Origin of the sequence: Shewanella sp. DNRA4 (assembly GCF_012843185.1) — a bacterium.
GTDB classification, from domain to species: domain Bacteria; phylum Pseudomonadota; class Gammaproteobacteria; order Enterobacterales; family Shewanellaceae; genus Shewanella; species Shewanella xiamenensis.
Genome location: NZ_JABAIP010000027.1, coordinates 1 through 15,915 on the forward strand (window position 1 = coordinate 1; position 15,915 = coordinate 15,915).

Genomic DNA, 15,915 nt, shown 5'->3' on the forward strand with positions numbered 1-15,915 from the left:
TCGTGAAGGTGGCCGTACAGTAGGCGCTGGTGTTGTAGCTAAGATCATTGCTTAATAGCAATTGTGATTAGAAAAAAGGAAGCTTAGGCTTCCTTTTTTGTTTAAGTCGATTATTTAGTGGGTTTTGTGGGTTGCAACTGTTGTGCATCCTTGCTAACAAAGTCGAATCAGAATACAATCTATGGCCGATTTTTGACCCTGAGCTTATGCAACATGCGTTTCTAAGGGTATTCGGGATTCAGAGTATCTAAAGCGTATTGTAACTGGGTCGTATGTCCCTAATTATTGTGCTCAAGCTCAGGCCGTATTGAGTAACGGAATAACCGATGACAACAAATACTGAAAACCAGACTAACTCTCTGGATATCGTGAAGTGGGGTTTAGCGATCCTATTGCTGGCCGCTGCTGTTATTGGCAATCAAATGTATAGCGAGGCGAGTGCCGTGATCCGCGCACTGGCTGTTATCGTTGCATTCGCTATTGCTGGTTTTATTGCCCTGCAAACCGAAAAGGGTAAAAAAGCTTTAGCATTCGCGCGTGAGTCGCAAATTGAAGTGCGTAAGGTCGTATGGCCAACACGTCAAGAAGCGCTTAACACCACTTTTATTGTCCTTGCTGCAACAGGTATCTTAGCTCTTATTTTATGGGGTTTAGATGCAGTGTTAATGCGAATTGTCAATTTTATCACTGGCGTATAGGCACCTCGAATGACTGAAGCTAAAGAAGCTAAAAAAAGATGGTATGTAGTGCAGGCATTCTCTGGCTATGAAGGCCGAGTTTGTAAGTCACTGATTGAATACATTAAAATGCACGGCATGGAACAATACTTCGGTGAAGTCTTAGTTCCGACTGAAGAAGTCATTGAAATGCGTGCAGGCCAGCGTCGTAAGAGCGAGCGTAAGTTTTTCCCTGGTTATGTTTTGGTCCAGATGGAAATGAACGATGATAGCTGGCATTTAGTCAAAAGCATCCCGCGTGTTTTAGGCTTTATTGGCGGAACATCTGATCGTCCTGCTCCAATTTCAGATAGAGAAGCGGATGCTATTCTGCGTCGCTTACAAGAAACCACAGCTTCGCCAACTCACCGCGTTATTTTTGAGCCAGGCGAAGTGGTGCGTGTATGTGATGGTCCATTTGCTGACTTTAACGGTACTGTTGAAGAAGTGGATTATGACAAGAGCCGCGTAAAAGTGTCAGTAATGATCTTTGGTCGTTCTACACCGGTCGAGCTCGACTTTAATCAGGTCGAAAAAGGCTGATTAAATTAAATACAAAATCCGTTTGGCAACGGGTGCTGATTTCTATATAATCCGCACCCGTTGTTTTCGGGGGAGCATGTTGGCATGTCGCTGATATGCGTTTGAACCCAAACTGAGGAAATGTCAGATGGCAAAAAAGATTGATGCTTATATTAAGCTACAAGTGAAATCAGGTTCTGCGAACCCTTCACCACCAGTTGGTCCAGCTCTGGGTCAGAAAGGTGTGAACATCATGGAATTCTGTAAAGCGTTTAACGCCCGTACAGAAAAAATGGAAAAAGGCATGCCTATTCCAGTCGTGATCACTGTATACAGTGACCGTTCATTCACTTTCGAAACTAAGACTCCGCCAGCTTCTTACTTACTGAAGACTGCTGCAGGCCTGAAATCAGGTTCTCCACGTCCAAACACTCAGAAAGTAGGTACTATCGCTCGTGCTAAGATTCAGGAAATTGCTGAAATGAAAGCCGCCGATATGACTGGTGCTGATGTTGAAGCGATGACTCGCTCAATCGAAGGTACTGCGCGTTCAATGGGTTTGGTTGTAGAGGGTTAATATAATGGCAAAACTAACTAAACGCATGCGCGTAATCCGCGAGAAAGTTGACGGTACTAAATTATACGAAATCAACGATGCTGTTGCTCTGTTAAAAGAATTAGCAACTGCTAAGTTCGTTGAAAGTGTTGACGTTGCTGTTAACCTAGGTATCGACCCACGTAAATCTGACCAAAACGTTCGTGGTGCAACTGTGTTGCCACACGGTACTGGTCGTGACGTTCGCGTTGCAGTATTTACACAAGGTGCAAATGCTGAAGCTGCTAAAGCTGCTGGTGCTGAACTTGTTGGTATGGATGATCTGGCTGAGAAAATCAAAGCCGGTGAAATGAACTTTGACGTAGTTATCGCATCTCCAGACGCAATGCGCGTTGTTGGTATGTTAGGTCAAATCTTAGGCCCACGTGGTTTAATGCCTAACCCAAAAACTGGCACAGTAACGCCAAACGTTGCTGAAGCAGTTAAGAATGCTAAAGCGGGTCAAGTTCGTTACCGCAACGACAAGAACGGTATTATCCACACTACTATCGGTAAAGTGGATTTCACACCAGTTCAATTGAAAGAAAACTTGGAAGCGTTAATCTCTGCACTGAAAAAGGCTAAGCCAGCAGTTGCAAAAGGTGTATACGTGAAAAAAGTAAGCATCTCTACCACTATGGGTGCAGGTGTTGCTGTTGACCAAGCTTCTCTCGAAACAGCTAACTAATTTTACAAGGTGAGTGCATTAGTCTATAATGCGCGCACTTTGTGGGTTGAAGCCTGTTTTTGATGCTTTAAGCATCATTAATTAGGCTTCCGTCCAAGACCGCAGGTGTTTACTTTAACGGTTTACTTAATTTCCTGCGTAGACGGTGTCAGGCCCCAGCTAAATTTTTTTACTGGATAATCTGCACCGTAAGTCACTAAATACATAAGTATTTAGTATGGTAAATACTAGGGAATACCCTAGGTAGAATCCAGGAGTAAAGCCAATGGCATTAAGACTCGAAGACAAAAAAGCGATTGTTGCTGAAGTCAACGAAGCTGCCAAAGGTGCGCTATCTGCAGTAGCCGCTGATTCACGCGGTGTAACTGTAGGTGCTATGACCGGTCTGCGTAAAAAAGCTCGCGAAGCTGGTGTTTATGTACGTGTAGTACGTAACACTCTGGCTCGTCGTGCTGTTGAAGGTACTGCATTTGAGTGCCTAGCAGAAACGTTCACTGGCCCAACTTTGATTGCTTTCTCTAACGAGCACCCAGGTGCTGCAGCTCGTCTGTTAAAAGACTTTGCTAAAGAGCAAGCTAATTTCGAAGTTAAAGGCGCAGCCTTTGAAGGGAATTTCATCCCTGCAGCTGACATTGATCGTTTGGCGAAACTGCCAACATACGAAGAAGCACTAGCACAGTTAATGATGACTATGAAAGAAGCATCTGCTGGCAAGTTCGTTCGTACACTGGCCGCCCTGCGCGATCAAAAACAAGAAGCCGCTTAATTTCAAGCTGGCTGCTTAATAGAATTGAATTCAGAACAATAGGAAACATTTGTTATGTCTATCACTAAAGACCAAATCTTAGAAGCCTTTGCAGCTATGTCTGTAATGGAAGTTGTTGAACTGATCGAAGCAATGGAAGAGAAGTTTGGCGTTTCTGCCGCTGCTGCTGTTGTTTCTGGTGGTGGCGAAGCTGCTGCTGCTGTTGAAGAGCAAACAGAATTCAACGTAATTCTGACTGCACACGGCGACAACAAAGTTGCAGTTATTAAAGCCATCCGTGGCGCAACTGGTTTAGGCCTGAAAGAAGCTAAAGCAATGTCTGAAGCTGCTCCAGTAGCAGTTAAAGAAGGCGTTTCTAAAGAAGAAGCTGAAGCTCTGAAGAAAGAACTAGTTGAAGCTGGTGCTTCAGTAGAAATCAAGTAAGCTATTATTTAGCTTGCTCACCCAAGCCACTTGGGTGGAGGCTGGCGGTTTTTTAACCGTCGGCCTTTTTTGCGCTATATGCGCCGGCGATTTTTTTTCACCGTTTGTCGCCAGATTTTGCAGTCCCTAGCAGAGATTACTGGTTAGGTTCTTGCCATCAACGGTGATGGGCAAACGTGCTGAATGTAATAACTCAGGTTATTGATTCAGTCTTGGTCACATCTCGTAAGCAGAGGAAACCCATGGTTTACTCCTATTCTGAAAAGAAGCGTATTCGCAAAGACTTTGGTAAGCGTCCACAGGTGTTGGATATTCCTTACCTTTTGTCTATTCAGTTAGACTCTTTTAAGAAGTTCACCGATCAAGATCCTACCGGTGAGCGCGGTCTTGAAGCCGCCTTCCGTAGCGTTTTTCCCATCAAGAGCTTTTCTGGTAATTCAGAACTGCAATACGTCAGCTATAAGCTTGGCGAGCCTGTTTTTGATGTGAAAGAGTGTCAGATCCGTGGTGTTACATATTCAGCTCCACTGCGCGTTAAATTACGCATGGTGTTGTATGACCGTGAAGCAGCGGCCGGCACTGTAAAAGATATTAAAGAACAAGAAGTCTACATGGGTGATATCCCATTGATGACTGACAACGGTACCTTTGTTATCAACGGTACTGAGCGTGTAATCGTTTCTCAATTACACCGCAGCCCAGGCGTATTCTTCGATCACGACCGTGGTAAAACCCACTCATCAGGTAAGGTGCTATATAACGCACGTATCATTCCTTACCGTGGTTCATGGTTAGACTTTGAATTCGATCCTAAAGATGCACTATTCGTACGTATCGACCGTCGCCGTAAATTACCAGCGACCATCATTCTGCGTGCATTAGAGTACTCTACTCAAGAGATCCTTGACCTGTTCTTCGAACGCGTTGAGTTCAAGATCAAGAAAGATACTCTGGTTATGACCTTAGTCCCTGAGCGTCTGCGTGGCGAAACCGCCAGCTACGACATCAAGGATGCAGAAGGCACTGTATTGGTTGAAGCGGGCCGTCGCGTGACTGCACGTCATATTCGCCAACTCGAAAAAACCAACACCACTGAACTCGAAGTACCAGTTGAGTACATCGTGGGCAAGTATGCTGCTCAAGATTACATCGATCCGGACACGGGCGAAGTATTAGTTTCTGCTAACAGTGAAATCAGCTTAGAAGACTTAGCGAAGTTATCACTGGCAGGCATCAAAGAGTTGAGCACGTTATACATTAACGAGCTGGACCACGGTGCTTACATCTCTGACACTCTGCGTATCGATCCAACCACTAACCGCTTAGAAGCGTTAGTTGAGATCTACCGCATGATGCGTCCTGGTGAGCCACCAACCAAAGATGCAGCAGAAGCCCTGTTCCAAAACTTATTCTTCAGCGAAGAACGTTATGACCTGTCGAAAGTCGGTCGTATGAAGTTCAACCGTCGTCTCAGCATTCCTGATGACGAAGGTAGTGGCGTACTGTCTAAAGAAGACATCGTTGCAGTAATGAAGAACATCATTCACATCCGTAACGGCTTCGACGAAGTGGACGATATCGACCACTTAGGTAACCGTCGTATTCGTTCTGTGGGTGAGATGGCTGAAAACCAATTCCGTGTTGGTCTGGTCCGTGTTGAGCGCGCCGTGCGTGAACGTCTGTCATTAGGCGATCTGAACGAGCTGATGCCACAAGACTTAATCAACGCTAAGCCAATTTCTGCTGCAGTGAAAGAGTTCTTCGGTTCTTCTCAGCTGTCACAATTCATGGACCAAAACAACCCGCTGTCAGAAGTAACGCATAAGCGTCGTATTTCTGCTCTTGGCCCAGGTGGTTTGACCCGTGAACGTGCAGGCTTCGAAGTCCGCGACGTACACCCAACGCATTATGGTCGTTTATGTCCAATTGAGACCCCTGAAGGTCCAAACATTGGTCTAATCAACTCATTAGCAAGCTTTGCCCGTACTAACTCATACGGCTTCTTAGAAACACCATACCGCAAAGTGGTAGACGGTGTGATCACTGACGAAGTGGAATACTTGTCAGCGATTGAAGAAGGTCGTTATGTGATTGCACAGGCGAACATCGAAGTTGACTCTGAAGGCCGCATGGTTGAAGAGCAGATCGCATGTCGTCACAAAGGTGAATCTACCTTTATGCGCGCGTCTGACATTCAATACATGGACGTATCGCCACAACAGATCATTTCTGTTGCTGCGTCACTGATCCCGTTCTTAGAACACGACGACGCCAACCGTGCATTGATGGGTGCGAACATGCAACGTCAAGCGGTACCAACATTGCGCTCTGAAAAGCCGCTAGTAGGTACGGGTATTGAACGCACGCTCGCTGTGGATTCTGGCGTAGTAGTCGCCGCTAAACGTGGCGGTGTGATCGATTACGTTGATGCGAGCCGTATCGTCGTTAAAGTAAATGAAGACGAGCTGCGCCCAGGCGAAGCGGGTATCGACATTTACAACCTGACTAAGTACACCCGTTCTAACCAAAACACGTGTATCAACCAACGTCCATGTTGTTCTGTTGGTGAGCCAGTCGTTCGTGGTGACGTGTTAGCAGATGGTCCGTCTACTGACTTAGGTGACTTAGCCCTTGGCCAGAACATGCGTATCGCGTTCATGCCTTGGAACGGTTACAACTTCGAAGACTCGATCTTAATTTCTGAGCGTGTTGCACAGGAAGACCGTTTCACCACTATCCACATTCAAGAGCTGTCTTGTATCGCTCGTGATACCAAACTGGGTAGCGAAGAAATCACGGCTGACATTCCAAACGTAGGTGAATCTGCGCTGTCGAAACTCGACGAGTCAGGTATCGTTTACATCGGTGCAGAAGTGAAGGGCGGTGACATTCTGGTAGGTAAAGTGACGCCAAAAGGCGAAACACAACTGACTCCAGAAGAGAAGTTACTGCGCGCCATCTTCGGTGAGAAAGCGTCTGATGTGAAAGACAGCTCACTGCGTGTACCTAACTCTGTTAAAGGTACCATCATCGACGTTCAGGTATTTACCCGTGACGGCGTTGAGAAAGACAAACGCGCCATTGAAATCGAAGAAATGCACATTGCCCAAGCTCGTAAAGACTTAGGCGAAGAGTTCAAGATCCTTGAAGAAGGCGTGTTGAGCCGTGCGCGCAACTTATTATTAAGTGCCGGTTTCACTGAAGCACAGATCGCAGCATTGCCACGTAAAGATGTATTGGTTCAAGTCATTGACGATGAAGCCAAACAAACTGAGCTTGAGCAATTAGCTGAACAGCATGAAGAGCTGAAAGCAGACTTCGATAAGAAGTTTGAAATCAAACGTCGCAAAATCACCCAAGGTGATGACTTGGCCCCAGGCGTACTGAAGATCGTTAAAGTTTACTTAGCGGTTAAACGTACTATCCAACCTGGTGACAAGATGGCGGGTCGTCACGGTAACAAGGGTGTTATCTCTAAGATTAACCCAATTGAAGACATGCCGTACGACGAGCAAGGCAACCCTGTGGACATCGTGTTGAACCCGCTAGGCGTTCCATCACGTATGAACATCGGTCAGGTTCTTGAAGTTCACTTAGGTGCTGCGGCTAAAGGTATTGGTAACAAGATTGCTGCCATGCTGGAAGATCAGCGCGAGAAGGGACTTGCAGAAGTTCGTAACTACATCAAGCAAGTGTACGAATTAGGTGACGAAGTGCAGCAGCGCGTTGACATCGATTCATTCACTGACGATGAGTTATTGCGCTTAGCGAACAACCTGAAAGGCGGTATCCCAGTTGCTACGCCAGCCTTCGACGGTGCTAAAGAGAAAGAGATCAAGCAGATGCTTGAGCTTGCAGGCTTGCCAACCTCTGGTCAGCTGAAATTATTTGATGGTCGTACCGGTAACGAATTTGAGCGTCCAGTAACTGTTGGTTACATGTACATGCTCAAACTGAACCACTTAGTTGACGACAAGATGCACGCCCGTTCTACCGGTTCGTACAGCTTAGTAACTCAACAACCATTGGGCGGTAAAGCTCAGTTCGGTGGTCAGCGTTTCGGGGAGATGGAAGTGTGGGCACTCGAAGCATACGGTGCCGCTTATACGCTTCAAGAAATGCTCACCGTGAAATCGGATGACGTTAACGGTCGTACTCAGATGTATAAGAACATCGTCGACGGTAACCATCAGATGCAGCCTGGCATGCCAGAGTCCTTCAACGTATTACTGAAGGAGATCCGTTCACTCGGTATTAATATCGAGTTGGATCAGGAATAAGCGTCGCCTTAAGGCAACGTTTGGCAACAGAATGGTGCTCCGCAGTCGCGGAGCACCCGGTTTAACTCCTTCAGGAGAGAAACGTGAAAGACTTATTAAAGTTTCTGAAACAGCAAAGCAAGACTGAAGAATTTAACGGCATCAAAATTGGTCTGGCATCGCCTGATCTGATCCGTTCTTGGTCTTTTGGTGAAGTTAAGAAGCCAGAAACCATTAACTACCGTACCTTCAAGCCTGAGCGTGAAGGTCTGTTCTGTGCGCGTATCTTTGGCCCAGTCAAAGATTACGAATGTTTGTGCGGTAAGTACAAGCGTTTGAAGCACCGTGGTGTGATCTGTGAAAAGTGTGGTGTAGAAGTTACCCAGACTAAAGTACGTCGTGAACGTATGGGTCACATCGAACTGGCTAGCCCAGTTGCCCACATTTGGTTCTTGAAATCACTGCCGTCCCGTATCGGTTTAATGCTGGACATGACGCTGCGAGATATCGAGCGCGTACTGTATTTTGAATCTTTCGTCGTGATCGAGCCTGGCATGACCAGCCTTGAGCGTGGCCAAATGCTGACAGAAGAAAACTATCTGGACGCATTAGAAGAGTACGGTGACGAATTCGAAGCCAAGATGGGTGCTGAAGCGGTATTAGAACTGCTGCGCGCAATCGATCTTGAAAAAGAAATCGAACAAATGCGTGAAGAGCTGCCATCAATCAACTCTGAGACTCGTCGCAAGAAAGTGACCAAGCGTCTTAAGTTGATGGAAGCGTTCCACACTTCTGGTAACAAGCCAGAGTGGATGATCTTAAAAGTACTGCCTGTGTTACCACCTGACTTACGTCCGCTGGTACCGCTCGATGGCGGCCGCTTCGCCACGTCAGATCTGAACGATCTGTATCGCCGAGTGATCAACCGTAACAACCGTTTGAAGCGTCTGTTAGATTTAGCTGCGCCGGACATCATCGTACGCAACGAAAAGCGTATGTTACAAGAGTCTGTTGATGCGCTATTAGATAACGGTCGTCGTGGTCGTGCTATTACCGGTTCTAACAAACGTCCTCTGAAATCTTTGGCCGATATGATCAAAGGTAAACAAGGTCGTTTCCGTCAGAACTTGTTAGGTAAGCGTGTTGACTACTCTGGTCGTTCGGTAATTACCGTAGGTCCTACTTTACGTCTGCACCAATGTGGTCTTCCTAAGAAGATGGCACTGGAACTGTTTAAGCCATTCATCTATGGCAAGCTGGAAGGTCGTGGCTTAGCGACAACCATCAAAGCTGCTAAGAAGATGGTAGAGCGTGAAGTGGCGGAAGTTTGGGACGTTCTGGATGAAGTGATCCGCGAACATCCAGTGATGCTTAACCGTGCACCAACACTGCACAGACTGGGTATCCAAGCGTTCGAACCTGTACTGATTGAAGGTAAAGCCATCCAGTTACACCCTCTCGTTTGTGCGGCATACAACGCCGACTTCGACGGTGACCAAATGGCGGTACACGTACCGTTAACACTGGAAGCGCAGCTAGAAGCTCGTGCCCTGATGATGTCTACCAACAACATCCTGTCACCTGCGAACGGCGAGCCTGTAATCACGCCGTCTCAAGACGTGGTATTAGGTCTGTACTACACCAGCCGTGAGCGTATCAACGGCCGTGGTGAAGGTATGTACTTTATGTCTGTTGCTGAAGTTGAAAAAGCTTACGCAACTGGCGCTGCTGAACTGCATGCCCGCGTGAAAGTGCGTATCACTGAAACCGTTATCGGTGACAATGGTGAGCGTACTGAACAACGTCGTATCGTAGATACCACAGTCGGTCGTGCTCTGCTGTCATTGATTCTGCCAGCAGGTTTGTCATTTGATCTGGTTAACCAGAACATGGGCAAAAAGCAGATTTCTAAGCTGTTGAACACCTGTTACCGTCAATTAGGTCTGAAAGATACCGTTATCTTCGCTGACCAACTGATGTATACAGGTTTCCGTTACGCCACTATCTCTGGTGCATCTGTCGGTATCGACGACATGGTGATCCCAGCTGAGAAGTACACCTTAGTTGCTGACGCTGAAGCCGAAGTGCTCGAAATTCAAGAGCAGTTCCAATCAGGTCTGGTTACTGCTGGTGAGCGTTACAACAAAGTTATCGACATCTGGGCAAGTGCGAACGAAAAAGTTTCTAAAGCGATGATGGAAAACCTGTCAACTGAGACAGTGATTAACCGTGATGGCGTTGAAGAAAAACAAGCTTCGTTCAATAGCATTTACATGATGGCCGACTCTGGCGCTCGTGGTAGTGCTGCACAGATCCGTCAGTTAGCGGGTATGCGTGGTCTGATGGCGAAACCAGACGGTTCGATCATTGAAACGCCAATTACCGCTAACTTCCGTGAAGGTCTAAACGTACTTCAGTACTTTATTTCTACTCACGGTGCGCGTAAAGGTCTTGCCGATACTGCATTGAAGACAGCGAACTCGGGTTACCTGACTCGTCGTCTGGTAGACGTTGCTCAAGACTTAGTCGTCATTGAAGACGATTGTGGTACTCACGAAGGTCTAACCATGAAGCCGCTGATCGAAGGTGGTGATGTGGTTGAGCCATTACGTGAACGCGTACTGGGTCGTGTGGTTGCTGTTGATGTGTTCTATCCTGGCACTGAAGACGTACTGGCACCACGTAATACCCTGCTCGATGAAGCATGGTGTGACAAGTTAGAAGAGCATTCAATCGATGAAGTGATTGTTCGTTCAGTTATTACCTGTGATACCGATTTTGGTGTATGTGCTGCCTGTTACGGCCGTGACTTGGCCCGTGGCCATATCATCAACCACGGTGAAGCGATCGGTGTTGTGGCTGCACAATCAATCGGTGAACCTGGTACACAGTTAACGATGCGTACGTTCCACATCGGTGGTGCTGCGTCACGTGCCTCTGCAGAAAACAACGTTCAAGTGAAGAACTCAGGTTCGTTGAAACTGCACAACGCTAAGTACGTAACAAACACAGACGGCAAGCTGGTTATCGTTTCTCGTTCTTCTGAACTGGCAATCATCGACGAATTAGGTCGTGAGAAAGAGCGTTATAAAGTGCCTTACGGTACTGTGCTCGAGAAGTTAGAAGAAGCATCAGTAGAAGCAGGCGATATCATCGCTAACTGGGACCCACATACTCATCCAATCATCACTGAAGTGGCAGGTAGTATTAAGTTCGTTGACATGATCGACGGCGTGACCATGACTCGTCAAACAGACGAACTGACTGGTCTGTCATCAATCGTGATCCTCGACGTGGGTCAACGTGGTTCAGCGGGTAAAGAAATGCGCCCAATGATCCGTCTGGTTGGTGCCGACGGTAGTGACCTGATGATCCCAGGTACAGAAGTACCAGCACAATACTTCTTACCAGGCAGTGCGATCGTTAACCTTGACGACAATGCGCAAATCGCCGTGGGTGACGCGTTAGCACGTATTCCACAAGAATCGTCTAAAACACGCGACATCACGGGTGGTCTACCACGCGTTGCCGACCTGTTCGAAGCCCGTAAGCCAAAAGAGCCTGCAATTCTGGCAGAAATCTCTGGTACCATCTCGTTTGGTAAAGAGACTAAAGGCAAGCGTCGTCTGGTGATTACACCAGCGGATGGCGGTGAACAGTACGAAGAGATGATCCCAAAATGGCGTAACTTAAACGTGTTCGAAGGTGAAAAAGTCGAACGTGGTGAAGTTATTGCTGACGGTCCAGAAGCGGCGCACGATATTCTGCGTCTACGTGGCATTCACAACGTAGCAAGCTACATTGTGAACGAAGTACAAGACGTATATCGTCTACAAGGCGTGAAGATCAACGATAAACATATCGAAGTGATCATCCGTCAAATGCTGCGTAAGTGCGTGATCACCTCTGCGGGTGACAGTGAGTTCTTAGAAGGCGAACAAGTAGAAGTGTCTCGCGTGAAGATCGCTAACCGCGACCTGATCGAACAAGGCAAAGTGCCTGCGACCTTCGAACGTGAACTGCTGGGTATTACCAAAGCGTCTCTGGCAACAGAATCGTTTATCTCTGCAGCATCGTTCCAAGAAACAACTCGCGTACTGACAGAAGCTGCCGTAGGTGGTAAGTCTGATAACTTACGTGGTCTGAAAGAAAACGTAATCGTGGGCCGTCTGATCCCAGCCGGTACTGGTTACGCTTATCACAAGACCCGTAACGATGCCCGTGCTAAGAAAGACGAGCCAGTTGTAGTGAATAAGATCACTGCAAGCGAAGCAGAACAAAACCTTGCAGACCTCTTAAACTTGGCTGGTAGTCAAGATTAAGTAATCAGTTTGTAACAAAAAGGCGCCGTTGGCGCCTTTTTCATTGGAATATGCCGCAAAAGTTGGCTATTTCTTGACAGTTAGGCTTTACCTTTCTAAAATTCCGCGTCCCACCATTGTGGGATATAGATTTTTCACACCTTATCGTTGAGTTTGATTCAACTGACTCGGAGCTATACATGGCAACTGTAAACCAGTTGGTACGTAAGCCACGCGCGCCAAAAGTCGACAAGACTAATGTGCCTGCGTTGAATGCGTGCCCACAAAAGCGTGGTGTTTGTACACGTGTGTACACAACTACCCCTAAAAAACCTAACTCTGCACTACGTAAAGTAGCTCGTGTGCGTCTAACTAACGGTTTCGAAGTTACTTCGTACATCGGCGGTGAAGGCCACAACCTGCAGGAACACAGCGTGATTTTGATCCGTGGTGGTCGTGTTAAAGACTTACCTGGTGTTCGCTACCACACTGTTCGTGGCGCATTAGACTGTGCAGGCGTGACTTCACGTCGCCAAAGCCGTTCTAAGTACGGTGCTAAGCGTCCTAAGTCTTAACGTATCCGTTAAGTAAGGCCAAGCTAGTTTATTTTGAGAATTCCAGTTTTGGAAATCCCTGAAGCATACGGAGAATTGTTATGCCAAGACGTCGCGTTGTAGGACAACGTAAAATCCTACCAGATCCAAAGTTTCACAGTGAGTTGCTGGCTAAGTTCATCAACGTCATTATGCAGGACGGCAAAAAGTCGACTGCTGAAAAAATCATTTACAAGGCTCTTGATGTTATCGCTGAAAAGAAAGGCGCTAACCATTTAGACATCCTTGAAGCAGCCCTGGACAACGTTCGCCCGTCAGTCGAAGTTAAATCTCGTCGCGTGGGTGGTTCTACATACCAGGTACCATGTGAAGTTCGTCCTGTGCGTCGTAACGCACTGGCGATGCGCTGGTTAGTTGAAGCTGCACGTAAGCGTGGTGAAAAATCTATGGCTTTACGTCTAGCAGGTGAAATGCTAGATGCGTCTGAAAACAAAGGTACTGCTGTTAAGAAGCGTGAAGACGTGCACCGCATGGCTGAAGCGAACAAGGCCTTTGCTCATTACCGTTGGTAATCTGATGGTGTGGGCTTAGGCCCACACTATTGTTGTTGATATTGCCAAGACTTAGGTTTTGGTGGAGAGGGTATAATCGTGGCTCGTACAACCCCAATTGAGCGTTATCGTAATATCGGTATTTGTGCTCATGTGGACGCAGGTAAAACCACCACAACAGAACGTGTTCTGTTCTATACCGGTTTGTCTCATAAAATCGGTGAGGTGCATGACGGCGCCGCGACCACTGACTGGATGGTGCAAGAGCAAGAGCGTGGTATTACTATCACCTCGGCTGCTGTCACTACTTTCTGGCGTGGTATGGATGCTCAATTCACTGAACACCGCATCAATATCATCGATACCCCTGGTCACGTTGACTTCACTATTGAAGTTGAACGTTCTTTGCGCGTTCTTGACGGCGCTGTTGTGGTTTTCTGTGGTGCTTCAGGTGTTGAACCTCAATCAGAAACCGTATGGCGCCAAGCTGACAAATACCGCGTTCCACGCATCGTATTTGTCAACAAGATGGACCGTGCAGGCGCGGACTTTGAACGTGTAGTGAAGCAAATCAGAACTCGCCTTGGAGCAACTTGTGTACCGATCCAATTAAATATCGGCGCAGAAGAAAACTTCACTGGCGTGATCGACTTAATCAAGATGAAAGCCATTAACTGGAACGAAGCGGACCAGGGGATGACGTTCTCTTATGAAGAGATCCCTGCACATTTAGCAGCTAAAGCGGCTGAAATGCATGAGTATCTGGTTGAAGCAGCCGCTGAAGCCTCTGATGAACTGATGGACAAGTATCTTGAAGAAGGTACCCTGTCAGAAGAAGAGATCAAAAAAGCACTGCGTCAACGTACTATAAATAATGAAATCGTTTTAGCGACCTGTGGTTCTGCATTTAAGAACAAAGGCGTTCAAGCGGTTCTTGATGCGGTAGTAGAATTCTTGCCAGCACCAGTCGATGTGCCACCTATTAAGGGCATCGATGACAATGAGCAAGAAGTTGAGCGCCCATCAGATGACAACGCCCCCTTTGCGGCGTTGGCATTTAAGATTGCTACAGACCCGTTCGTGGGTACTTTAACCTTTATTCGTGTGTACTCAGGCGTACTCGAATCAGGTTCTGGCGTTTACAACTCTGTTAAACAGAAACGTGAACGTATTGGCCGTATCGTGCAGATGCACGCTAACGACCGCACAGAACTGAAAGAAGTCCGTGCAGGTGATATTGCCGCGGCTATTGGTCTAAAAGACGTAACCACGGGTGATACACTTTGTGATAATGACCACAAAGTAATCTTGGAACGCATGGAGTTCCCAGAACCTGTAATTACCATTGCCGTTGAACCTAAGTCAAAAGCCGACCAGGACAAAATGGGTATCGCACTGCAAAAACTTGCAGCAGAGGATCCTTCATTCCGGGTTGAGACTGACGAAGAATCATCACAAACACTGATTTCTGGAATGGGTGAGTTACACTTAGACATTATCGTTGATCGTATGCGTCGCGAATTTGGTGTTGAGTGTAACGTAGGTAAGCCACAAGTGGCCTACCGTGAAACCATTCGTGGATCAGTTGAGGCTGAAGGTAAATTTGTACGCCAATCAGGTGGCCGTGGACAATTCGGTCATGTTTGGTTAAAACTAGAGCCTAATGAAGAAGGTGCTGGTTACGAATTTATCAACGCAATCGTTGGCGGTGTAGTTCCACGTGAATTCATCCCTGCGGTTGATAAAGGTATCCAAGAGCAGATGAAGAATGGCGTTCTCGCTGGCTTCCCTGTATTGGACGTGAAGGTCACTCTGTTCGATGGTTCATATCATGATGTGGACTCGAATGAAATGGCGTTCAAAATTGCGGGTTCTATGGGCTTCAAAAAGGGTGCGCTTGAGGCGAAACCTGTGTTGCTCGAACCTTGCATGAAAGTAGAAGTAACTACTCCAGAAAACTATATGGGTGATGTTGTTGGTGATTTAAACCGTCGCCGTGGTTTGATTGAAGGTATGGATGATGGCTTTGGTGGCATCAAAATAGTCCATGCAGTAGTGCCTCTTTCTGAAATGTTTGGTTATGCAACTGATTTGCGTTCTGCAACTCAGGGTCGTGCTTCTTACTCCATGGAGTTCTTGAAGTACACTGATGCACCGCAAAACATTGCGAAAGCGATTATTGAATCTCGTAGCTAATTTCCAGTTACGACATAAATGTAATATGGTCCTGTCAATGCAGGACTATTCTGAAAAGAAAGGAATATATCGTGGCAAAAGCTAAATTTGAACGTAGTAAGCCTCACGTAAACGTGGGCACCATCGGTCACGTTGACCATGGTAAAACCACTCTGACTGCAGCTATCTCTCACGTACTGGCTAAGACCTACGGTGGTGAAGCTAAAGACTTCTCTCAAATCGATAACGCTCCAGAAGAGCGTGAGCGCGGTATTACCATCAATACCTCTCACATCGAGTATGACACCCCAACTCGCCACTACGCACACGTAGACTGCCCAGGCCACGCTGACTATGTTAAAAAC

At 46.9% G+C, this 15,915-nt stretch carries 12 protein-coding genes; all 12 read left to right on the forward strand.

Annotation, left to right across the window (positions count from 1 at the left end):
* Positions 1-326: 326 nt before the first annotated feature.
* Positions 327-698 carry a preprotein translocase subunit SecE gene (gene secE / locus HG547_RS20385; protein WP_037418403.1) on the forward strand — a complete coding sequence of 124 codons (372 nt, stop codon included), beginning with the start codon at positions 327-329 and terminating at the stop codon, positions 696-698.
* 9 nt (positions 699-707) lie between these two features.
* Positions 708-1,259 (forward strand): transcription termination/antitermination protein NusG, encoded by a 552-nt coding sequence (gene nusG / locus HG547_RS20390; protein ID WP_011715455.1) that lies wholly within the window; start codon positions 708-710, stop codon positions 1,257-1,259.
* 127 nt (positions 1,260-1,386) lie between these two features.
* Positions 1,387-1,815 carry a 50S ribosomal protein L11 gene (rplK, locus tag HG547_RS20395; RefSeq protein WP_011070607.1) on the forward strand — a complete coding sequence of 143 codons (429 nt, stop codon included), beginning with the start codon at positions 1,387-1,389 and terminating at the stop codon, positions 1,813-1,815.
* Between the two features lie 4 nt (positions 1,816-1,819).
* Complete coding sequence (gene rplA, locus HG547_RS20400) at positions 1,820-2,521, forward strand: 50S ribosomal protein L1 (RefSeq protein WP_011070608.1); 702 nt, start codon at positions 1,820-1,822, stop codon at positions 2,519-2,521.
* A gap of 265 nt (positions 2,522-2,786) precedes the next feature.
* A complete protein-coding gene (gene rplJ, locus HG547_RS20405) occupies positions 2,787-3,287 on the forward strand; it encodes a 50S ribosomal protein L10 (RefSeq protein ID WP_011070609.1) in 501 nt (166 codons plus the stop codon).
* A 54-nt stretch (positions 3,288-3,341) separates the two neighbouring features.
* Positions 3,342-3,710: a 50S ribosomal protein L7/L12 gene (rplL, locus tag HG547_RS20410; protein WP_007644333.1), complete on the forward strand. Its 369-nt coding sequence runs from the start codon at positions 3,342-3,344 to the stop codon at positions 3,708-3,710.
* A gap of 242 nt (positions 3,711-3,952) precedes the next feature.
* Complete coding sequence (gene rpoB / locus HG547_RS20415; protein WP_055647562.1) at positions 3,953-7,990, forward strand: DNA-directed RNA polymerase subunit beta; 4,038 nt, start codon at positions 3,953-3,955, stop codon at positions 7,988-7,990.
* An 83-nt stretch (positions 7,991-8,073) separates the two neighbouring features.
* Positions 8,074-12,291 carry a DNA-directed RNA polymerase subunit beta' gene (rpoC, locus tag HG547_RS20420; protein WP_037418390.1) on the forward strand — a complete coding sequence of 1,406 codons (4,218 nt, stop codon included), beginning with the start codon at positions 8,074-8,076 and terminating at the stop codon, positions 12,289-12,291.
* 179 nt (positions 12,292-12,470) lie between these two features.
* Positions 12,471-12,845 carry a 30S ribosomal protein S12 gene (rpsL, locus tag HG547_RS20425; RefSeq protein ID WP_011070612.1) on the forward strand — a complete coding sequence of 125 codons (375 nt, stop codon included), beginning with the start codon at positions 12,471-12,473 and terminating at the stop codon, positions 12,843-12,845.
* A gap of 80 nt (positions 12,846-12,925) precedes the next feature.
* Positions 12,926-13,396: a 30S ribosomal protein S7 gene (gene rpsG, locus HG547_RS20430; protein ID WP_011070613.1), complete on the forward strand. Its 471-nt coding sequence runs from the start codon at positions 12,926-12,928 to the stop codon at positions 13,394-13,396.
* A gap of 78 nt (positions 13,397-13,474) precedes the next feature.
* Entirely contained in the window at positions 13,475-15,571 is a 2,097-nt protein-coding gene (gene fusA / locus HG547_RS20435; protein WP_037418387.1) for an elongation factor G, read from the forward strand.
* 71 nt (positions 15,572-15,642) lie between these two features.
* On the forward strand, positions 15,643-15,915 hold a 273-nt coding region (locus tag HG547_RS20440), incomplete at its 3' end, for a GTP-binding protein (protein WP_348981369.1).